This is a genomic window from Amphibacillus sp. Q70 (assembly GCF_052055485.1).
Lineage (GTDB): Bacteria > Bacillota > Bacilli > Bacillales > Amphibacillaceae > Amphibacillus.
On sequence record NZ_CP197171.1, the window covers coordinates 2,512,924 to 2,534,488 of the forward strand.

A 21,565-nucleotide genomic window follows, 5' to 3' on the forward strand; every position below is an offset into this window, starting at 1 on the left:
AATGATCAATGGAAAACACAGTAGCAATTTTAGAAAAACCGGGGAAAATGGTTATTAAGGACACAGAAGTTCCTACACCTAAGGTAAATGAAGTGCTGATCAAAGTAGCTTATGTAGGGATTTGTGGTTCAGATGTACATGGTTTCCAACATGGACCGTACATTCCGCCAAAAGATCCAAATCAAACGATAGGATTAGGGCATGAGATTTCTGGAGTTGTTGAAAGGGTTGGCGAAGAGGTTACTAAATTCAAAAAAGGTGATCGAGTCTGTATTGAACCAGGCATTCCTTGCTATAAATGTGAATTTTGTTTAGAAGGACATTATAATGTTTGTCCAGATGTCGATTTCATGGCAACACAACCTAATTATAAAGGAGCCTTAACAAACTACTTAACCCATCCAGAAGATATGACCTTCCATTTGCCAGATCAGATGTCTTTAGTAGAAGGAGCTTTAGTTGAACCAGCAGCTGTAGGTGTGCATGCGGTAGAAATGGCAGGTGATTTACTGGGTAAAAAAGTAGCTATTTTAGGATCTGGCTGTATCGGCCTCATGGCTATTCAAGCTGCTAGATTGAAAGGAGCTGCTGAAATCGTTGTGATCGATGTTTTGCAAAACCGTTTAGAAATGGCTGAAAAATTAGGAGCAACAGCTACTTTTGATGGAAGAGATGAATCTTTAGTTGAGAAAATTAAAGAGGTTGTTAGTGAATATGGAGCTGATGTCGTATTTGAAACGGCTGGAGCAATCGCAACCGCTAAAATGGCTCTTCAAATAGTTAAACGCAGAGGAAAAATTATGATCGCAGGAACTATTCCTGGAGATACCCCCGTTGACTTTTTAAAAATTAATCGAGAAGTATCTATTCAAACCGTATTTCGTTATGCCAATGATTATCCTAAAACAATCAGTATGATTGCAAAAGGCGGATTTGATGTCGAAGGAATGGCAGATAAATATTTTGATTATGAAGATACCCAAGAGGCATTTGAATTTTCGGTGAATCATAAACAAGATTTAATTAAAGGAGTAATTCGTGTAGGAAAAGATATGAAATAGAGAAAGAGTGGTTATAGAATGACAAAAGTTGATGTAATTTGTGTAGGAGCAGCGATAGTAGATATTCCTTTATATCCGGTAGGTGAATTTATTTTTGATCATGTGTCTTACCCCCTAGACGATATTTCAATGAAAATTGGCGGAGATGCGATCAACGAAGCGACCATCATCACACGTTTAGGTAATAAAGTATCCCTTATGAGTGCTGTTGGAAATGATGGCGCAGGCTTATTCATTCAAGAATTCGCCAAAAATAATGGAATTATCACCGATGATTTAAAAGTAGATCAAGCCTTAACAACCTCTTTAAATGTTGGTTTAGTACGTGAAGATGGTGAGCGGACTTTTGTAACAAATAAGAAGGGTAGTTTATGGAAGATGAGCTTAGATTCTATTAATCTTAAAAATATAAAAGATGCTAAAATTTTATCTCTAGCAAGTATTTTCAATAATCCTTTGCTTGATAATGATGCACTCACCACAATATTCAAAAAGGCAAAAGCAGAAAAGATGATTATTTGTGCAGATATGGTAAAAAGCCGTTTAGGTGAAGGATTATCAGATATTTCTGAAGCCCTTTCTTATGTTGATTATTTCTTCCCTAATTATGAAGAAGCTGCAGAAATAACGGGTGAGTATGACATAGATACTATTGCTAATGTCTTCTTAGAACTAGGAGTTAAGAACATTATTATTAAGACTGGAAAAGAAGGTTGCTATATTAAAAATTCAGAGATGGCCAAAGTTGTACCCGCTTTCAAAAAAGATCCTTCAGTAAAGATAGATACAATCGGTGCAGGCGATAATTTTGCTTCAGGCTTTATAGCTGAATTGTTGAACGACAAATCATTTGAAGAGTGTGCTTATTTTGGAAATGCCGTAGCTGCAGTATCTATTGAATCTTTAGGAGCAACAACAGGAGTCAAAAGCAGGGGACAAGTAGATAAAATGATTGAAGAATACAACAAGTAAAGGTGGAGAATTTATTGAGTAAGAGGATGAAGTTAGGTCAATCAGATGTAGAAGTATCACGTATTGGATTAGGAACTTGGGCGATTGGAGGCGGTCCAGCTTTTGAAAATAGTGATAATGAAACAGCTTCCATCACAACGATTCAGCATGCATTGGATCTAGGAATTAATTTTCTAGATACCGCACCTGCATATAATTTTGGTAACAGTGAAAAAATTGTTGGTAAAGCAATTAAAAATCGCCGTGATGAGTATGTGATTATTACGAAGTTCGGGATTACTTGGGAGAGGGAAGGGAGCTTCTTTAATAAAGTAGGCGATACGAATCTCTACAAGAATCTGTCTAAAGAGTCGATTCGTTTAGAAATCGAATCTAGTTTTGAAAGACTGCAAACGGATTACATTGATGTTTATATGTCACATTGGCAATCCGTAGAACCTCATTTCACACCCATTTCTGAAACGATGGAAGTATTGAATGAGTTGAAAGCAGAAGGAAAGATAGGTGCGATTGGGGCTGCAAATGTGAGTGTAAATGAAGTCAAAGAATATTTAAAATATGGTCAATTAGATATTGTGCAAGCAAAATATAGTATTCTAGATTGTCAAGTAGAAGAAGAACTGCTGCCACTATGTAAAGAACATGGGATCACTTTGCAAGCTTATTCTCCTTTAGAAATGGGAATCTTGACAGGAACCATTGATAAAGACTATGTGGCACCAAAGGGTACCGCTAGATACGGGAAAAAATGGTTTGAACCAAAAAATCTAGCCAATGTTGTAGACATGTTAGAAAAATGGAAACCATTGTGTGAAAAATATCAATGTAGTATTGCTAATCTTGGCATTGCTTGGATTTTGGCACAAGGAGATAATGTAAACGTACTAAGCGGTTCAACGACTCCTGAAGAATTAGATGAAAATAGTAAAGCACTGGATATTCAGTTATCAATGAAAGATGCAATTTACATGCGTAAACTCGCTGAAGAGATTTCTTGAAAGGGAGGTAAAAATGGATAGAAAATTAAAAGTAGCACCATCAATGGGTTGTTGTGATTTGCTGAATTTAAAGAAACAAGTGGAGTTTATTGATCAACGTGCTGATTATCTGCATATGGATATCAAAGATGGGTATTACGTCAGAACATTTGGTATCGGTCCTGATTTTATGAATGCGATCAAAGAAATTGTTAATAAACCGATGGATGCTCATTTAATGGTACAAAGACCTTGGGACTATTTAGAACCTTGTGCTGCAGCTGGTGCTACCTATATTACGCCACACACTGACGTAATAGAAAATGTTGCTCTAGTGACCATTAATCGAATTAAAGAATTAGGCTGTAAAGCTGGAGTTGCATTGAATCCAGCGACTCCTTTGGAAAGCATTCGCTACTACCTTCCATATCTTGATAAAGTAACGATCATGCTTGTCGATGCAGGAATTGCGGGTCAAGCCGTCATACCGGAAATGTATGAAAAAATCCGTACACTAGCAAAATGGAGAGCAGAGCTGGATTTGGACTTCCTGATTGAAGCAGACGAATCAATGAATAAAGATTTGTATGGAGAATTATATCAGGCGGGGGCTGATATTGTTGTGCTAGGACCTCCAGCATTATGGAACAAACATGAAAATCTCGAACAAGCATGGGAAACCATGGAGAATGAATTGAAAAATGAAACCAAAAATATAACAGTTTAGTAGATTTGCTCTACTAACACCTATCGCAAAGTATGGGGACATTGACGACACGGAATAGACCGCTAGATTTATTTTCTGACATTCATAAATAGTATGTTTGAAAATAAAGAATAGAGGTGCTTTCTCTGGCTCAATGTCCTTTTTTTTTGTGTAATGAGAACAGGAAGAAAAGGTCTAAGGTGATGGGTGTTAGACCCCTACGGGTATCTAATGGTTACTGATAAAAACCTTAGATACTAAAGAGAACCTTTTTTTGCTCTATAAAATTCATTTGAAACATTAAACAATCATCTCACATCACTCCTCTCCCCCCACGCAAGACTTTCCAATCGTGTCAATTTACAATTCACAGCATAAAAATTAAAGCTCATATGGTCAATCTCAACAAAATTAAAAGATAATATTTTTTTATTTATCACAGATAATCGTCTGTAAAACTCGGGGCAATATTTGGGGTTGCGATGACTCGTCCCACCGAAAGGACTTGGGACTGGGGCTCAGAATAAGTAAGACACTTATTCTTGCGATGCAAATACTTCGTAGCTTTTCTTTGTGCGATGACTCGTCCCACCGAAAAGCCTTGCATGACCTACATCCTGTAGGCATAACTCCCAGTGAATGAAGCTTTGCTTTATCATTTGGCTATTACATAGATAGAAATGAATGCTTTCTACACACTAAAAGTATATTTTAATAAGAGAGGGTAAGCCCAATCTATGTAGATTAGCTGATCATAAAATGTGCCTAAACGTTGTTGTACCAACGTTGTGAGCGGTATACAATAAAGTTGAGAGGTGGGTATAACATGATAGATACACGCTCGATCCAATTCGTTAAAGAAGTGATGAAGCATGAACAGATTACAAGACAGGAATTGATGCAGCAATTAAAGTTATCCGATCGGCAACTGATGTATGATTTTGAGAAAGTGAATGGAATGTTAGAAAGATTCAAAATTCCAAAGTTAAAACTAAATGGTCAGTACTTTCGAATTTCTGAGGAAACTAAAGAGGTTTTGCAGGATAAATTATACTCGGATATAAACATAAGCCAATTTAACTTTTCAGAAGACAATCGTCCTTACATGATTTATCTATATGTCTATATTCGAAATGAGCCTGTATCTAATTATCATTTTCAATCTTTATTCAAGGTGAGTAAGAACACAGCGTTAAATGATGTACGTAGGTTAAAGGAATATTGTAAGAATAGGGGGCTCATCTTCACATATAACAGAAATATTGGTTATTGTATTGAGGGTAATCCGATGGAAAAGCGAAGAATGGTGATCTCGTGTATTCATCAATTACTAAGTCAATCCATGGGCGATGAATTAATTATTTATATTTTGAGAACATGGAATCAGGCAGAATACTTGGATCGAACAAAACAAGTTATGGAAGATTGGTTGGCAAACCATGGGGTGCAATTAGTTAAAACGAGAAAGATTGAACTAATTTATTATTTTACATTTTTTCAATTAAGGGAAAAAGAAGTACTATCCTTTTCAGAAAAGGATAAAAAACTGTTGGAAAGGCAGTCACTATTTCAGAGCGTGGGAGCCCTCTCAAACCAATTATTTGGAGACGTAAGAATAGTGAATGAAATTTATTTTGATACGATTTTGCTGCTAACGGCAACCGATCATATTCACCGAATAGATAATCCGGAGTTACTAGAATTATCTGAGCAAATTATTGAGGAATTTGAGAAAAATACGCTGTTTCCAGTGAAGAATAAGCAGCTCTTGAAGGAAAGTTTATTTAATCATTTAGTACCAGCTTACTTTCGGATTTTGTTTGAAATTCCCTTTTATAATCCACTATCAGCAACGATCCAACAAGAGTATCCTGAACTTTTCCAATTTGTAAAACGTTCTTTAACACCATTGGTAAGTTGGACAAAAAAAGAAATTAGTGATGATGAAATTGGCTTTTTCACCATGCATTTTGGTAGTCTTATTGATCGCCAAAATATGACAGAGGCTGATCGGATGACGGGCTTGATTGTTTGTGCAAATGGTATTAGTTCATCGATGATGCTGGCTTCTCAGTTGAAGGAAATGTTTCCGGAAATCTACTTTTCAGAAGTATATAATGGCGATCAATTTGTTGATATACCAGAACAAAATTACGATCTCGTATTTTCCACTATTCCAGTGAAATCTTCTAAGCCTATATTTATCGTTAAGCCCCTATTAACTCAGGTCGAGAAGAAGCATTTATTTCAATCGGTTTATAAATATTTCCCCAACTTGTCAAACCATACAAAGCATATGATGATTGACGAGATAATGATCGTAGTAAAAAAACATGCGACGGTTAAGGATGAAGGAAAACTTTATGCAAATCTTGTTCAATTACTTTATATGACAAACAAGCAGAAAGAGGTGTATAAACCTATGTTATCCGAATTATTAACCGACGACATGATTCAATTGACCGACGAAGAGTTAGATTGGGAGGAAGCGATTCGTAAAGCTTCAATCCCTTTGCTTAAGCAAAATATGATTAAAAGTTCTTATGTGGAAGCAATGATCAATAATGTGAAAAAATTAGGGGCTTATATCCATATTGGAAAAGGGGTAGGCATCCCACATGCTAGACCAGAAAATGGTGTGAATAAATTAGGGATGTCATTGCTGAAGATGAAAAAACCAACTGCTTTATTAGGAAAGACAGACCATCAAATTGATTTATTCATTTGTTTAGCTGCAGTGGATAATGAAGCTCATCTAAAGGCGTTAGCTCAATTGACTAAAATATTAGGAAATGCTTCATTAATCAAACGCTTGAAAGAAGCAGGTTCGATAAATGAAATTAAATCCATTATTCATGAGGGGGAAAAGGTATTATGAAAATCTTAACAGTATGTGGGACGGGATTAGGTACAAGTTTTATGGTCGAGATGAATATTATTCAGATTCTTCAAGAATTAGGGGTGGAAGGTGTAGAAGTTGCTCACTCGGACTTAAGTTCTGCAACGCCTGGAGATGCCGATGTTTTTTTCTTAGCCAAAGATATTGCTGACGGTGGTAGTCATTTAGGGGAGGTTGTGATTTTAGAGAATATTATTGATATGGATGAACTTGGTGAGAAAGTGAAGAGCATGCTGCAAGAAAAAGGCTATTTATAATTATAAACATGATTAAAAGGAGGATTTTTCATGAATACGTTAATCGATATTTTAAGTGAACCGGCAATACTTGTCGCTTTAATTGCTTTAATTGGTTTAATCGCTCAGAAAAAAAGTGCTGCAGATACAGTAAAAGGAACGACAAAAACTTTTGTCGGTTTCCTAGTTATTGCTGCCGGCGCCGATATTTTGTCTGGCTCGTTAACACCATTTGGCGCGATGTTTGAGGAAGCTTTTAATGTATCTGGAGTCGTCCCAAATAATGAGGCAGTTGTGGCTTTAGCTTTAACGGAGTATGGAACAACGACAGCTCTGATTATGTTCTTTGGGATGATTGTCAACATACTAATTGCTCGCCTTACTAGATATAAATATATTTTCTTAACGGGACACCATACACTCTACTTAGCCTGTATGTTAGCTGTTATTATGGCAGTAGCTGGCTTTAATACATTTGGATTGATTGCAGCTGGTTCGGTTGCGCTAGGGATTGTGATGACTTTATCTCCAGCCATATTGCAACCTTTTATGCGTGAATTGATGGGAAATGACAATGTTGCGCTAGGACATTTTAGTGCTGTAGGCTATGCCGCAAGTGGTTTAGTTGGGAAATTATTCAAGAAAGGCAAAGCTACATCGACAGAAAATATTAAGTTTCCAAACGGTTTAGGTTTTTTACGTGATAGTACAGTTAGTATTGCTTTAACAATGGTCGCAATGTATCTGATTGTTGCTTTCTTCGCTGGATCAACTTTTATTGAAGCAGAATTAAGTGGTGGCACCAATTTCCTAATATTTTCTTTTATCCAAGCAGGCACGTTTGCAGCCGGAGTAACTGTTATCCTTTCTGGTGTTCGACTTGTGCTAGCTGAAATTGTCCCAGCATTTAAAGGTATTTCAACAAAACTAGTACCAAATGCAAAACCGGCATTGGATGTACCGATTATCTTCACTTATGCACCGAATGCTGTATTAATTGGTTTCTTCGTTAGTTTTCTAGGTGGGATTGTAAGTATGTTCATGATGATTTTCTTAGGTAGTATTATTATTCTTCCAGGTGTTGTTCCACACTTCTTTACTGGAGCTGCAGCAGGAGTGTTTGGTAATGCGACAGGTGGTTTTAAAGGTTCAGTTGCTGGGTCTTTTGTGAATGGTATTATTATTTCTTTCTTACCGGTATTTTTAATGCCAGTACTTGGAGATCTAGGATTTGCTAATACGACTTTCTCAGATACAGACTTTGGTGTATCAGGTATTTTCTTTGGAAGTCTGGCAAACTATGCCGGACCCATTGCAATCACCATTAGTTTGATTGTTATTCTTCTGCTTATGATGGTTCCAGGAAAAAAGAAAAATAATCAGCAAGGAAAGACTCAAAAAGTAAGTTAGAGAGATTAATATTGATTTCAAGTGGATATAATCGAGGGGCTATATGCACTTGTTCCATTACATTATAAATAGAGTTCTATAACTCATCATCATTATGGAGGTAGTTTTTTATGACAATGAAAGATCACACCATTTCTGAATTATCCATTAATGCTATTCGGACATTAACGATTGATAGTGTAGAGAAAGCTAACCATGGACACGCAGGAATGCCAATGGGTGCAGCAGCGATGGCTTATGCTTTGTGGAAACATCACTTAAACGTTAATCCCAAAAATCCAAGCTGGTTTAACCGAGATAGATTTGTGCTTTCAGCAGGTCATGGATCTAATCTGCTTTATAATTTACTGCATTTATCTGGTTATCCTATTACAATTGAAGATTTAAAGCAAACAAGACAATGGAATAGTCAAACACCTGGGCACCCAGAGTATGGAATAACTCCTGGAGTTGAAGCAACAACAGGTCCTTTAGGTCAAGGAATTCCTGTCAGTGTCGGAATGGCCATTGCAGAAAAACATTTAGCGGAAGTTTATAATAAACCTAATCATAATATTGTTGATCATTTTACCTATACTATTTGCGGAGATGGAGATTTAATGGAAGGCGTTTCTTATGAAGCCATTTCTCTTGCTGGACACCTGCAATTAGATAAGCTTATCGTTCTTTATGATTCCAATGATATTAGTTTAGATGGGAACTTAGCTATATCTTTTACTGAGCAGATTCAAAAACGTTTTGAATCTGCAAATTGGCAGTATTTAAAAGTAGAGGATGGCAATGATGTTGACGAAATTTCAAAAGCGATTGAAGAGGCGAAACGAGATACTAAACATCCGACGCTTATTGAAATTAAAACAACTATTGGTTATGGTTCTCCAACCTTACAAGGAACGCATCATGCCCATAGTGATCCATTAGGAGAAGACGAAATTAAACGTACAAAAGCGGTGTATGGCTGGGAGTATGAACCTTTTCATGTCCCTGAAGAAGTATATGAAGATTTTGCCACGATTAAAGAAAACGGACTAATAGCTGAAGAAAATTGGCATAAAAGCTTGGAAAGGTATCAAACAGATTACCCAGAATTGGCTGAACACTTCATACGTATTGGAAAAGGGGAGTTAGCAGCAGACTGGACTACGGATCTGCCAACATACTCTACAGAAGACACGCTTGCAACACGTGTTGCTTCCGGGGATACCTTAAATAAATTAGCTCAAAAACTTCCTGAATTGATTGGTGGATCGGCAGATTTAGATTCTTCTACTAAAACGCGTTTAATAGATGAGGGCGACTTCAAAAGAGGTCAGTATCAAGCAAGAAATTTACGTTTTGGAGTACGAGAATTTGCAATGGGTGCGATTGCTAATGGATTAGCCCTCCATCATTTACGCCCATTTGTAAGTACATTCTTTGTTTTCTCTGACTATCTACGTCCAGCCATCCGTTTAGCGTCCCTAATGAAATTGCCAGTAACATATATTTTTACCCATGATTCGGTTGCTGTTGGTCAAGATGGTCCAACGCATCAACCCATTGAACATTTAGCGTCTTTCCGAGCAATGCCTGAACTTTCTGTCATTCGTCCAGCAGATGCAAATGAAACGAAGGAAGCATGGAAACTTGCAGTAGAAAATACATCGCAACCGACTATGCTTGTGCTTGGCAGGCAGGGTTTACCAACACTTCCGAATTCAGCGACATTAGCTGAAAAAGGGGTGGAAAAAGGTGCCTATGTGATTTCTAGAGCCACTCAAGAAGCAGAGGGCATCTTAATTGCTGCTGGTTCAGAAGTAAGTTTAGCCATAGAAGCTCAAAAAGAATTAGCTAAACAGGGAATCTTTGTTAACGTTGTGAGTATGCCAAGTTGGGATCGCTTTGAACAACAATCGACCGACTATAAAGAAAGGGTCCTGCCAAACAATATTAAAAAACGTCTTTCTATTGAAATGGGTTCCAAACTGGGATGGAGGGAGTATGTTGGAGATAATGGTATTGTGATGAGTATTGATACATTTGGGACATCTGCTCCTGGTGATGAAGTTATAGCCAGATATGGTTTTACAACCGAGAACGTGATCAACACCTACAAAAAATTATAAAACATAATTTTAACCGGTGTTTTGATTGGAAAATTCACTATAATAAGATATCCAGCACTTTTTGTGAGTATTAGAAATGGGAATAAAACACCAGATAGAGACGTTCTATTCGGCATTTTGCCTTGAGGTTTTCTCTGAACTGATGGATAGAAGGGTTCTATTCGACATTTTACCTTGAGGTTTCATTTGAACTGATGGATAGAAGGGTTCTATTCGACATTTTGCCTTGAGATTTCATTTGAACTGATGAATAGAGGCGCTTTATTCGACATTTTAGCTTGAGGTTTCATTTGAACTGGAGGATAGAGGCGCTCTATTCGACATTTTGCCTTGAGGTTTCATTTGAACTGAAGGATAGAGGCGCTCTATTCGGCATTTTAACTTGAGGTTTCATTTGAACTGAAGGATAGAGGCGCTCTATTCGACATTTTAGCTTGAGGCTTCATTTGAACTGATGGATAGAAGGGTTCTATTCGACATTTTGCCTTGAGGTTTCATTTGAAATGAAGGATAGTTTCAAATCTGTAAAAACATATAGCATGATAAAAAGAGCAGTTGCACTATTTACTTTTCATTGTGCAACAGCCCCATTTTTTAAATTCAGGTATGCGAGTTGAGTGTAGAAAGTGGTTAGTGAACTAGCTTTGATTTTTTAATTGATTTGGGAATTAAAAGTAAGCATTAATGAAATAACCGATCGCCATAAAAATAAAAAAGCTGAGCAACATGATCGAGTTCGCGATAATTAGAAAGTAATGATTAATTCGAACGGCTAAAGCTATGCCAATAGGTGAAATAATAAATGTTAGAATCCATAGAGGACTAGCTATTTTCATGATTATATTTGGAATCCAAATAAGGATACTTATTAACAAGCATATTATCGATAATAATTTGTATTTTTTTTCACTTGTTTCTATTCCCATTTTGAGAACCTCTCTTTGCAAAAGAAGATAACTTATCCCAGTGGACCGACTAAAGTATTCTTGCTAATTCTCTGTGCTATAAAACATCACTTCAAGAATTCAAAGGTGACTAAGAAAAGGGGATGAAGGAAATACAGACTAAGATTATTATAATTCTGTGGTAACTTCCAAGATAGGACTTGTGTTTACTTGCTCGACCCATTGAAAAGCTCTACATAATCTACGCCTTGTATTTCTATCCCCCGGATTGAAGAGTCATTTTATTCAATTAATTGCTGAATTTCATCGATATCAAATGGATCTTCAACTTTAAATCCATTAATATAGATGGCTGGAACTGTCTCGACGCCTAATTCGTCAGTATATACATCTGATAAATGGGTGGAATCAATCTCCGGTTCTTCCTTCATCATGGCTTCATCGAGTTGATAGGATTCAATTAACTCATCAAGGTATGTTTCGGTTCCCCAATTGCTTTGTTCATCTTGCTCTATGTTAGCATCTGCTACAATGTGACTGAATATTTGATGATATTGGTCTTCAGCATGTTGTTTTACATTTTGATCGAAATTGGCTAGTTGAAGAGAGGCATCATTGACATAAACCATCGCTTGGGTTCGGAATTTAAGCTCACCTGTATCAATATAGTTTGCTTCGATCTCTGGAAAAATTTCATCGATCCATATAGTGCACCAAGGACAAGCATAATCAAAGAGAAATAATAATTCATTATCAGCCTCTTCATCTCCTAAATAGACTAATTCTTGATTGTCGTAAGGTTCCATATTAACACGTGGGTCCTTACTTGCTTGTAAAATAGCAATTAATATGATGCCAGCTACAATAAGACCAATGACTAAAATAGTGAATCGATATTTTTTCATTCAAAACCTTACCTTTCCGTTGATTGTTCGTTTTTCGTTTATCATAACATGTTCGGCTAGTTATTACGATATAAAAAGTCATTAACAAGATCTAAAGTAAAAAAATTACCTCAATATTAATCAGTTAATATTCAAATAGGGTTGAAGGTCTTGACACATTGGAAGCGCTAGCATTATGATTTAAATTAAGTTGAATCATGATTAAATGGTTTTCATCTATTGATCATGAGAATAAAGGGATTGTCAACTGTAATGGAAAAAGGGGGATTTTATGGAATTAACAGAAATTAAGCCTATGATGGAGCAAGTGAAACGGCAAATTAATCAAGTAATCGTAGGGAAGGAGCAAGTAATTGATCAGCTCCTTGTTGCATTATTAGCCTCCCGTCATGTTCTATTAGAGGATGTTCCAGGGACAGGTAAGACGTTATTAGCAAAAACACTGGCAACAGTAATTGATTGTCAATTTAATCGTATCCAGTTTACGCCTGATTTATTGCCAAGTGATGTGATGGGAGTGACGATTTTTCATCAGCATAATAGTCAGTTTGAATTTCAAAAAGGACCTATTTTTACGCATATTTTATTAGCAGATGAAATTAACCGTGCCACGCCACGTACACAATCGAGTTTATTAGAAAGTATGGAGGAGAGGCAGGTGACTATTGATGGTGACACTTACCGATTAGAAGCACCATTTTTAGTGATTGCCACGCAAAATCCGATCGAAAATCAAGGGACCTTTCCATTACCAGAGGCTCAATTAGATCGTTTTTTTATAAAAATTAAGCTTGGTTATCCAGATAAAGAGGAAGGAAAAGAAATTCTCCAGCGATTTCGTAAAGAACAACCCTTGGAAACATTAGGGTCAGTGATTAGCCGTGAAGCTTTAGTTGAAGCACAGCAGATCTTTACCAATGTTGAAGTTGATCAATCGATTTTTCAATATATTGTTGATCTTGCAGAAGAAACAAGACGACATGAAGATATTGTGATTGGCTTAAGTCCACGTGGGACCCAAGCCTTACTTCGAGCAGCTCAAGCGTTAGCTGTTATCAAAGGACGTACATACGTCATACCGGATGATGTCAAGATGATTGCTCCGGTTGTTATTCTCCATCGATTGGTCTTTTCACCCATGATCGGACGATCAGCAGATGGTGAAACAACAATTATGGAGAATATTCTGACGAAAACGGAGGTACCAACTGAAGATATTAAGGGAGATCAAGTATGAATATGACTTGGTTTATTGCCCTGCTTATTTTCTTTATCTATGGTCAAAGTTATCTTTATGCAAAATGGGGCTTGAAAAAGATCATTTATAGACGTCATTTTAATAAACAGTCAGTTTTTGTGGGTCAAAGAATTACTTTAATTGATGAAATAACCAACCATAAATGGTTACCAATTCCTTGGATAAGGTTAGAGTCTAAAATGGATCGATCAATTCAACCGAAGGGAGAGACACAGTTCGATTCTAGTGATCAAGATGTCCATAGAACGCTTTTAAGCTTGTTGCCTTATCAAAAACTAACAAGACGTCATCAGTTAGTTTGTACAAAACGCGGGGTCTTTGAGTTGGACTCGATTGCGTTAACCTTAGGTGATATGTTTGGTTTTACTGAGAAGTTTAGTTCATTTGAGACAGATGCTAAACTTATTGTCCATCCTAAAATCATAAACAAGGATCATTTATCATTACCAGCACAAAATTTTTTAGGTGAGCAATCAGTTAGGCGTTGGATTATGGCTGACCCCTTTATCACGATTGGGACAAGAGATTATCAAGTGGGAGACCCAATTGACCAAATAAATTGGAAGGCTTCAGCTCGAACAAAAAACAATCAAGTTAAAGTTTATGATCATACTGCTGATCGAGAGCTTATCATCCTTGTCAATGCTGATCAATCAGATGATATTTGGTTACCGATTGAGGATGAGCATCTATTTGAACAATCACTTAGCCAAGTGGCAACCATTGCTCATTATTTGGAAGAGAATGGCGAAACTTATGGTTTGGCAACAAATGCCGTTGATCGTAGAGAACGCCATCAGAAGCACCGTCCATTTGTCAAAGTTGAAGCGGCTGCTGGTTCAACCCATTTCTATCATGTATTAAATCAACTTGCTTATTTATTGCCGGAACGAAGTCGTCATTTTAAATATTTGCTTGATGAGTATATAGCAGAGCAGATCAAGCATTGTGATATATTATTAATTACTCCTATTGTTACAGATGAATTACTAACAAGAATTGATCAATTAAGAGCAGTTGGTCATTCTGTTGAAGTTGACCCTATTTTTTCAAATCAGCGGGAGGAAGTATGATGAAATCCATCTTTCGTTCAATTCAATATGCATTGTTGGAATGGCTCGCCTTATTTCCTTTCTTGCTATGGATCAACACGCTGTTTCTTGGTGATTTTTTTCAAGATGAAAAGTGGATTTATTTTCCTATCATTTATATAGCTGCCGCTTTACTTGGCAGATTGGTTAAAAAAAATAGTTTAAAAGTGCTGATTGGCATGATCATTGCTAGTAGCTTAATTGTGTTATTATCTTTATCTTCTTATTGGTATATGTTTGTGCTATTTGTCCTCTTTTTAATATTAACTCTTCGTGGTTTTCAATATGGTCAAGGAAATCCTCATGGGATATTACCTTTAGGCTTGATTTGGTCGATTAGTTTACCCAGTTATTTCATTAGCTATATTCTTTACAGTGGAAATGTGGTAGCTCATCAACAAAAATTATTGACTGTGTTTGCTTTAATTTTGCTATTTTGCTTGTTATTTTTAACGAATAGGGAGCATTTAAGTCAAGCAAGTTTAGTGAAGTCAGATCAGAATCAAATAAATCGAAAGATGAAATATCAAAATTATGTTTATGTCTTTATATTTTTCATTTTTATTTTTGTTCTAACACGCTTTAATTTTCTTGCTAGTGGGCTCGTTCTATTTTTAAGAGCCCTTATTCAATTGCTAGGTTTATTTTCTGGTGAGGAGGAGATAACAAGGGAAGTAGAAGAGGTTGAACAGGGTATGCCTGATTTTGGGGTGACATCAGAACCCTCACGATGGACAGAAATCGTTGATTGGATTCTCACAATTATGGGATCAGTGATCTTGATTTTTGTACTCTTATTCGCCCTGTATCTAGTACTTAAGAGAATTCCTTTTTTTGCTCGGAAAATAAAAATTTTGACGCAGAAAATTGTTCAATTTTTGCTTAGCATACGTAAAGGGCGCTCATTCACACATGATCAAAGTTATCAAGATGAAACGGAATCTGTCTTTGATTTGGGGAAGGGTGTTGATCAATGGGTAAAGAAACTAAAATCACGTTTTACTCGTGGAACAAGCTGGTCAAATTTAACGGATCAAGAAAAGGCTCGTCAACTTTTTCGTGAGGTTGTTGAAGAAGCGATCAGACAAGGCTATGTATTTCATCATTATGAAACAGCGTCAGAAGGGATCGCACGGCTAGAGCAAGAATTGATTAATAATGAGGCATTAACTGAATGGTTAGCTTCAAGTTATAATCAAGCACGGTATTCAAGCTTAACAATTGCTCAAATTGAAGAGTTAAGAGCTGAACTTGAGCGTGAAGGTTGGATCAGTTCAAAATAAATGTTAGTATTATCTTGAATTCAAAATAAATAAAAGTGAGGTTTAATGATGAAACATATTTATCAAGAAGGTCTATCTGGATATCCCACTTTACTCTTGCTACATGGAACAGGGGGCACAGAAAGAGACTTATTGCCAATAGCAGAAACCATTGATCCCAATGCCAATATATTAAGTGTTCGAGGGAATGTATTAGAAAATGGTATGCCCAGGTTCTTTAAACGCTTAGCAGAGGGAGTTTTTGACCAAGAGGATTTAATCAAACAAACAGAGAATTTACGTCAATTCATCGCTGAGGCAAGTGAACAGTATCAATTTGATCGCGACCAAGTCATTGCCATTGGTTATTCTAATGGGGCAAATATTGCAGGCAGCTTATTGTTTCATTATGAAAATGTATTTAAGGGAGCTATTTTGCATCACCCAATGGTTCCAAGAAGAGATGTAATATTGCCTGCTCAAAATGGAACACCGGTTTTTATAGGAGCTGGTAAAAATGACCCGATCTGTTCACAAGAGGAATCCGTTGATTTAGAAAAAATACTAACTGAAAATGGGGCTAAGGTTAAGGTCCATTGGGAAAATAACGGTCATCAGCTCACTCAAACAGAAGTATTAGCAGCGAAAGAATGGTATCAAGAACATTTTCGGTAAATTCGCCCACATCATTTAGGAAAGAAATCTGATTGTAATGATGGGTAAGATGTCGATTTGAAACGAGAAATCTGATCTTCGTAAATGAAATATATCTTATCAATAGAGCTGTTGCACAATGAAGTATAAATTGTTCAATAGCTCTTTTCTTTGTGAATATTTATTGGAGATAGGGTGGAAAGGTTCTATGCACCTTTTCAAATTAGAAATTTGAATAAAAAATGACGATGGAAATGTTCTATTTGACTTTTTGCAAGGAGTGGAAGTTTAAAATGCGTGATAGGGGCGTTCTATCCGACATTTTACTTGGAATGGAAGTTTAAAATATGTGATAAAAGCGTTCTATTCAACATTTTAGGCAGGATTTCCAAATAAAAAGGGGAATAGAAGTGCTCTATCCAATTTTTCTAGCTGGACGTTAAATTTAATACGAAAAGATAGACTATCTCCGATGTTCTCATAAACGGTTTGCCCCATCGAAACCCATTATTGTTTCGCATGTTACGGATGGTTAGGGTAAATCAGTTAGCATAAAAAAGCTATCGCAAGATGTAGATCATGCATTTTGTGATGGCTTCTTATTAATTACCCAAACCACTAAAAATAGGACTTTACAAAAGTAAAAATGTACTGTATGATTTATCTGTATTATATGAACTAATACGGTTAATACGGTGTAGGAGGAGGGTCATATGTTTGAATTGGATTTGAGGAGTCGTGCTCCGATTTATCAACAATTGGTTGATAAATTTAAATCATTAATTATCAAAAAAGTATTACAAACGGATGAGCAGCTTCCGTCTGTACGCACACTTGCTCAACAGTTAACTGTCAATCCGAACACCATTCAAAAAGCTTATCGAGAGCTTGAGACACAAGGATATATTTATTCTGTTAAAGGTAAGGGGAGTTTTGTTGCTCCAATTATTGATCAAGCTAATGATGATACGATTGAAACATTGAAGGATCAGATAAAAAAGTTGATATCAGAAGCGGTATTTTTAGGTGTGTCAAAAGCAGAATTACTGAATCTGGTTGATGAAGTTGATCAACAAGCGAAAGGGGGAAATAAGTGATGATTCATGTTCAAGATTTGACGAAAGCATACGGTAAGAAAGTAGTTATTAAAAATATTAATTTACAAATTAATAAAGGATCAATTTATGGTCTGCTCGGTTCAAATGGAGCGGGGAAAACAACCTTATTAAAAGTTATTGCGGGCATTTTGAAACAGAAAGAAGGAACGGTTTTAATAGAGGATGAAGTTGTTTTTGAACATGCTAAACAGAAGGAGCGCCTAATCTTTATACCGGATCAACCTTATTTCTTTTCCCATTATACAGTTAAGCAAATGGCAGAATTTTATCGTGATTTTTATCCGAATTGGAATGAAGAACGATTTAATCAATTACAAAGAATTTTTAAGCTTGATGTAAAGAGTAAAATTCAACAATTCTCAAAAGGAATGCAACGTCAAGTTTCCTTCTGGCTAGCTTTAAGTGCGATGCCAGATTATCTTATTCTAGATGAGCCCTTTGATGGGTTGGATGCTGTGATTCGCAAAAAAATTAAAAACCTAATTATCAATGATGTAGCTGAACGAGAGATGACGGTGATTGTTTCATCCCATAATTTACGTGAAGTTGAAGATATTTGTGATCATATTGGAATTTTACACAACGGTCAATTTATTTTAGAGAAGGATTTAGATGACTTAAAATCCGATGTGCACAAAGTACAAGTCGTCTTTAACAATGAATTGCCTGAAGGTATCTTTGAATCTTTTACTGTGCTACATAAAGAAAAAAGAGGAAGTGTTTACCTATTAATTATTAGAGGAACACATGAATCAGTTGATGAGGCTATTCAGGCAGCGAATCCACTCGTTTATGATCTGTTACCATTGACCTTAGAGGAAATATTCGTCTATGAAATGGAGGGGATTGGTTATGCAATTGAAAACATCTTGGTATAAACATGAAATGATGAAGCAGAACTTTCGCCAAGTTGGCTGGATCAGCTTAATTTATTGTCTAGCCTTATTTTTCGCTGTTCCGCTCAATATGTTCATGCAGATCAATCAACCAGATCGATATGAGTATTTTTATTATGTTGAATCTATTTTTGAATTTGGTATTATCGCTCAAATACTGATGTTATTTATTGTTCCTGTATTGATGGGAATGTTTATATTACGTTATTTACATCAAAAAGATGCCAGTGACTTTTTGCATAGTTTACCCATTTCACGAACGAAATTTTTCTGGCAACAGGCTGGATTTGGTCTTATCGCTCTTTGGTTGCCAATTATGATAAACGGGGGACTAATCTTTTTAATCAATCGTCTTTTTGATGTATCGGATATATTTCGTTTGATGGACTTGGGGTATTGGTTGCTCATATCGATTATCCTGATCACGTTTATTTATAGTGTCAGTTTGATTCTTGGTGTGCTAACAGGAATTACGATTATTCAAGGGATTTTTACTTATATCTTTTTGTATTTACCGGTAGGTTTTACATTTTTATTTGTTTATAATCTTAACTTTGCCGTCGTTGGGTTACCAGAGTCACATTTTATCTCTGATCGAATTTTTGAACTTTCACCGATTTCGGATTTTGAAATTTTTGTTGGAAGTTTTGGAGATGTAAGTTCGAGAATAGTGATGTATCTGATTTTAATTGTATTTTTCTTAGTTTTAGCACAAATACTTTATAAAATTCGTCCAGCAGAAGCTGCGACTCAAGCGATTGCGTTTCAAATGTTAAAACCGATCTTTATTTATAGCTTTACCTTCTGTTTCACATTGATAGGCGGTCTTTATTTTGGTTTATTTCAACAAGACTATTTAGGCATACTGATTGGTTATTTACTTTTTTCAATCATTGGTTATTTTATTAGTCAAATGATCGTTCATAAAACATGGCGTGTCTTTCGAGAATGGCGAGATTATGGGTTCTTTTTCATCGGCTTTACGATATTAATTATTTTCATTGTCACTGATCTGACAGGTTTCCAAAGTCGAATCCCAGATCTTGAAGAGGTTGAATCAGTCTTTGTCATCGATGATGTTTATTCATTTAATTATGATTCCGATATGTATGGCGAATTAGAAGGATTTACAAACGCTGAAGATATTGAACTTGTTCGGGATTATCATCAGTCTTTAATCGATAACGTTGAGCGAGAAGCGGCTTTTGATCATAATAATTATCCAATTGAAATTATTTATCGCTTGGAAAATGGTAAAGAACTCGTTCGGGAATATAACATCCCGTGGTCTGAAGTTAATGTTGGTGTATTAAGAGAGTTAAGACAAAGACCTATTTATAAAAAATACACCAATGCGCTTTTTATGATTGATCCAGCTATGGTTAATCAGATTCAGTTTACGACTTATCCATCATATAAATCGGCAGTTATTACTGATCGCAGTCAAATAGTAGAACTGATCGAACTGTTCAAACAAGATATTTTGGATTCGGATGAGAACTTTTATAATTCAGGTACATCTGTTGAAATAAGTCTCATTAATCAGGATTATCACAATGTTTTTTTAGACTTAAATCGAAAACATAAACGAGTCATCGAATGGCTAAAAGAAAATGAATTAGAGCATCAAGCGATGATTGTTGCCGAAGATATCGAGTCGATACTTATAGCCCGTCCTGATAATATTGAAGAGATTGACTATTATGGTCCGGACAATTATCCAATTCATATGATACCTGAATCACAACGAATAGAAATTACTGATCGTAATTTAATTGAAGAGACTTTTGAACAGATTAGTTTTGATTATTATGATGGCGATTATTTACTTGTTCTTTATTTAAAAGAGATGCGAGAACCTTATATCATTCAAACCACTGAATCATTGTTACCTAAGCAAATATTAGAACAACTTTAGAAAAAATGGACTTATCGCCAAGTGCTTATGGTGAAAGCCTTAGTTTTCATTATACTATCAGCAAAAAATCTTATACTTTCTGATAGTAAAACTAAAGAAGGGAATGCGTTCGGATGCAAGCAACATTAATGGAATCCAACTTAGATTTTACCGATTATTATCATCAATTCTATAATGAAATGTACTATGTCGCCAAACGTATTGTCCACAATCACTATAGTGCTGAGGATGTTATTCAAGAGGCTTATATTAAGGCGTACAAAAATTATGCTCATTTAACCGACCACTCCAAATGTCGAGCTTGGTTGCGAACGATTGTGATTCGAACGGCGATTGATTATTATCGGAAGCAGATGAAATATGAGATCGTCTCAGTAGAAGAAAGTGCTGAGATAGGACAATTACTTATTTGTCCTGACAACAATGTTCAAGATCAATTTGCTTGGCATCTTAAGCAGGAATATATTATGGATGCTATTGGGACTTTGCCAAAAAGTATGCAGTCTGTCTTAAAGATGAAAATGCAAACAGATGGGAAGGATCAAGATATTGCTGATCAATTAAATATTTCGCTTTCAGCCGTTAAAACACGTTTGCATCGGGCAAGAAAACTGTTAAAAGAAACCTATGATCAATTATAATTAGCATTTTTTTCTGTCAATAGTGGCTTTAAAAAAGGGCAAGCTATTGACAGGAGGTGTTCAATAGTGAATAAAAAGAACAATATGATCATACCAATACTTGCTTCCATTGGCGTTGGTGCAGCAACTTTTTATAGTATGCGCCGCAATGGCAATAAAAATCCTGTTCAACAAATGACCAATATGCTTAAATAATTATTGTGAAAAGTAAATCGACAAACGACTTAAGTCGTTTGTCGATTTTTTTTAACTACGATAAAATATAACTCTTCAGATTTTCGCTATAGACGCTGTGACAAAAGCATTTTATCTAATCACCCATACAGGCTGTTCGAAAGGTGTTTCAATCAGATATGTCGAAAATACTAAGTTATTCATACGTTCATTTTTATTGAACATCTTAAGGGAAATAAAGTTTTTTGGGGGTTACTAAAATCGTGGAATTGATAGCGCCTTTTCAATTATTTGCTCATCAAAAACTTCTGTACATTATTGAATGAGTCTCAGGATTTTTAGGTTGTGAGTCTATTTTGTCAGAAAATTAAATCAAC

The 21,565-nt window shown here is 35.9% G+C and carries 19 protein-coding genes; 17 read left to right on the plus strand and 2 right to left on the minus strand.

The features are described 5' to 3' along the window. Window positions 1-8: 8 nt before the first annotated feature. The 8 genes from ACS127_RS11145 to tkt all read left to right on the plus strand — a co-directional run bounded on the left by ACS127_RS11145 (window position 9) and on the right by tkt (window position 10,366). Window positions 9-1,061, plus strand: coding sequence for an NAD(P)-dependent alcohol dehydrogenase (locus tag ACS127_RS11145; protein ID WP_440895118.1), 1,053 nt, complete (start codon window positions 9-11; stop codon window positions 1,059-1,061). Between the two features lie 18 nt (window positions 1,062-1,079). Beyond that, entirely contained in the window at window positions 1,080-2,033 is a 954-nt protein-coding gene (locus ACS127_RS11150) for a carbohydrate kinase family protein (protein WP_440895119.1), read from the plus strand. A 14-nt stretch (window positions 2,034-2,047) separates the two neighbouring features. Continuing rightward, window positions 2,048-3,031: an aldo/keto reductase gene (locus tag ACS127_RS11155; protein ID WP_440895120.1), complete on the plus strand. Its 984-nt coding sequence runs from the start codon at window positions 2,048-2,050 to the stop codon at window positions 3,029-3,031. 13 nt (window positions 3,032-3,044) lie between these two features. Next, window positions 3,045-3,737 (plus strand): allulose-6-phosphate 3-epimerase, encoded by a 693-nt coding sequence (locus ACS127_RS11160; protein ID WP_440895121.1) that lies wholly within the window; start codon window positions 3,045-3,047, stop codon window positions 3,735-3,737. 805 nt (window positions 3,738-4,542) lie between these two features. Then, window positions 4,543-6,594, plus strand: a complete 2,052-nt coding sequence (locus ACS127_RS11165) for a BglG family transcription antiterminator (protein WP_440895122.1) — start codon at window positions 4,543-4,545, stop codon at window positions 6,592-6,594. Further along, window positions 6,591-6,872, plus strand: coding sequence for a PTS sugar transporter subunit IIB (locus ACS127_RS11170; RefSeq protein WP_440895123.1), 282 nt, complete (start codon window positions 6,591-6,593; stop codon window positions 6,870-6,872). Before ACS127_RS11165 ends, ACS127_RS11170 begins: the two co-directional genes overlap by 4 nt. A 30-nt stretch (window positions 6,873-6,902) precedes the next feature. Beyond that, entirely contained in the window at window positions 6,903-8,261 is a 1,359-nt protein-coding gene (locus tag ACS127_RS11175; RefSeq protein WP_440895124.1) for a PTS ascorbate transporter subunit IIC, read from the plus strand. A gap of 110 nt (window positions 8,262-8,371) precedes the next feature. Then, the gene (tkt, locus tag ACS127_RS11180; protein WP_440895125.1) at window positions 8,372-10,366 is read left to right on the plus strand and encodes a transketolase; all 1,995 of its coding nucleotides are present in this window, start codon (window positions 8,372-8,374) and stop codon (window positions 10,364-10,366) included. A 668-nt stretch (window positions 10,367-11,034) separates the two neighbouring features. Here the strand turns inward: tkt and ACS127_RS11185 are convergent. Both ACS127_RS11185 and ACS127_RS11190 read right to left on the minus strand, forming a co-directional pair. Then, window positions 11,035-11,292, minus strand: coding sequence for a hypothetical protein (locus tag ACS127_RS11185; RefSeq protein ID WP_440895126.1), 258 nt, complete (start codon window positions 11,290-11,292; stop codon window positions 11,035-11,037). A gap of 260 nt (window positions 11,293-11,552) precedes the next feature. Further along, window positions 11,553-12,176 (minus strand): thioredoxin domain-containing protein, encoded by a 624-nt coding sequence (locus ACS127_RS11190; protein ID WP_440895127.1) that lies wholly within the window; start codon window positions 12,174-12,176, stop codon window positions 11,553-11,555. 271 nt (window positions 12,177-12,447) lie between these two features. On the opposite strand from ACS127_RS11190, the gene ACS127_RS11195 reads away from it, so the two are divergent. The 9 genes from ACS127_RS11195 (at window position 12,448) to ACS127_RS11235 (ending at window position 21,209) form a co-directional block, all read left to right on the plus strand. After that, window positions 12,448-13,413, plus strand: coding sequence for an AAA family ATPase (locus tag ACS127_RS11195; protein ID WP_440895128.1), 966 nt, complete (start codon window positions 12,448-12,450; stop codon window positions 13,411-13,413). Next, window positions 13,410-14,507: a DUF58 domain-containing protein gene (locus ACS127_RS11200; protein WP_440895129.1), complete on the plus strand. Its 1,098-nt coding sequence runs from the start codon at window positions 13,410-13,412 to the stop codon at window positions 14,505-14,507. Before ACS127_RS11195 ends, ACS127_RS11200 begins: the two co-directional genes overlap by 4 nt. After that, on the plus strand, window positions 14,507-15,808 hold the full coding sequence (locus ACS127_RS11205) for a hypothetical protein (protein ID WP_440895130.1): 1,302 nt from the start codon (window positions 14,507-14,509) through the stop codon (window positions 15,806-15,808). Before ACS127_RS11200 ends, ACS127_RS11205 begins: the two co-directional genes overlap by 1 nt. 48 nt (window positions 15,809-15,856) lie before the next feature. After that, the gene (locus ACS127_RS11210) at window positions 15,857-16,462 is read left to right on the plus strand and encodes an alpha/beta hydrolase (RefSeq protein ID WP_440895131.1); all 606 of its coding nucleotides are present in this window, start codon (window positions 15,857-15,859) and stop codon (window positions 16,460-16,462) included. A 692-nt stretch (window positions 16,463-17,154) separates the two neighbouring features. Beyond that, window positions 17,155-17,538 (plus strand): GntR family transcriptional regulator, encoded by a 384-nt coding sequence (locus tag ACS127_RS11215; RefSeq protein WP_440895132.1) that lies wholly within the window; start codon window positions 17,155-17,157, stop codon window positions 17,536-17,538. Next, window positions 17,538-18,437, plus strand: coding sequence for an ABC transporter ATP-binding protein (locus ACS127_RS11220; protein WP_440895133.1), 900 nt, complete (start codon window positions 17,538-17,540; stop codon window positions 18,435-18,437). Before ACS127_RS11215 ends, ACS127_RS11220 begins: the two co-directional genes overlap by 1 nt. Then, window positions 18,412-20,373 carry a DUF6449 domain-containing protein gene (locus ACS127_RS11225; RefSeq protein WP_440895134.1) on the plus strand — a complete coding sequence of 654 codons (1,962 nt, stop codon included), beginning with the start codon at window positions 18,412-18,414 and terminating at the stop codon, window positions 20,371-20,373. The genes ACS127_RS11220 and ACS127_RS11225 overlap by 26 nt, the downstream gene beginning before the upstream one ends. Before the next feature lie 113 nt (window positions 20,374-20,486). Continuing rightward, complete coding sequence (locus tag ACS127_RS11230) at window positions 20,487-21,014, plus strand: RNA polymerase sigma factor (protein ID WP_440895135.1); 528 nt, start codon at window positions 20,487-20,489, stop codon at window positions 21,012-21,014. A 66-nt stretch (window positions 21,015-21,080) separates the two neighbouring features. After that, entirely contained in the window at window positions 21,081-21,209 is a 129-nt protein-coding gene (locus tag ACS127_RS11235) for a hypothetical protein (protein ID WP_440895136.1), read from the plus strand. The last annotated feature ends 356 nt before the right edge of the window (window positions 21,210-21,565 follow it).

Coding starts and splice junctions, on each gene's coding strand:
- ACS127_RS11230 (WP_440895135.1), top strand. CDS start 20,487: ATGCAAGCAACATTAATGGAATCCAACTTAGATTTTACCGATTATTAT.
- ACS127_RS11195 (WP_440895128.1), top strand. CDS start 12,448: ATGGAATTAACAGAAATTAAGCCTATGATGGAGCAAGTGAAACGGCAA.
- ACS127_RS11200 (WP_440895129.1), top strand. CDS start 13,410: ATGAATATGACTTGGTTTATTGCCCTGCTTATTTTCTTTATCTATGGT.
- ACS127_RS11225 (WP_440895134.1), top strand. CDS start 18,412: ATGCAATTGAAAACATCTTGGTATAAACATGAAATGATGAAGCAGAAC.
- ACS127_RS11145 (WP_440895118.1), top strand. CDS start 9: ATGGAAAACACAGTAGCAATTTTAGAAAAACCGGGGAAAATGGTTATT.
- ACS127_RS11220 (WP_440895133.1), top strand. CDS start 17,538: ATGATTCATGTTCAAGATTTGACGAAAGCATACGGTAAGAAAGTAGTT.
- ACS127_RS11210 (WP_440895131.1), top strand. CDS start 15,857: ATGAAACATATTTATCAAGAAGGTCTATCTGGATATCCCACTTTACTC.
- ACS127_RS11175 (WP_440895124.1), top strand. CDS start 6,903: ATGAATACGTTAATCGATATTTTAAGTGAACCGGCAATACTTGTCGCT.
- tkt (WP_440895125.1), top strand. CDS start 8,372: ATGACAATGAAAGATCACACCATTTCTGAATTATCCATTAATGCTATT.
- ACS127_RS11150 (WP_440895119.1), top strand. CDS start 1,080: ATGACAAAAGTTGATGTAATTTGTGTAGGAGCAGCGATAGTAGATATT.
- ACS127_RS11160 (WP_440895121.1), top strand. CDS start 3,045: ATGGATAGAAAATTAAAAGTAGCACCATCAATGGGTTGTTGTGATTTG.
- ACS127_RS11215 (WP_440895132.1), top strand. CDS start 17,155: ATGTTTGAATTGGATTTGAGGAGTCGTGCTCCGATTTATCAACAATTG.
- ACS127_RS11190 (WP_440895127.1), bottom strand. CDS start 12,176: ATGAAAAAATATCGATTCACTATTTTAGTCATTGGTCTTATTGTAGCT.
- ACS127_RS11205 (WP_440895130.1), top strand. CDS start 14,507: ATGAAATCCATCTTTCGTTCAATTCAATATGCATTGTTGGAATGGCTC.
- ACS127_RS11185 (WP_440895126.1), bottom strand. CDS start 11,292: ATGGGAATAGAAACAAGTGAAAAAAAATACAAATTATTATCGATAATA.
- ACS127_RS11170 (WP_440895123.1), top strand. CDS start 6,591: ATGAAAATCTTAACAGTATGTGGGACGGGATTAGGTACAAGTTTTATG.
- ACS127_RS11165 (WP_440895122.1), top strand. CDS start 4,543: ATGATAGATACACGCTCGATCCAATTCGTTAAAGAAGTGATGAAGCAT.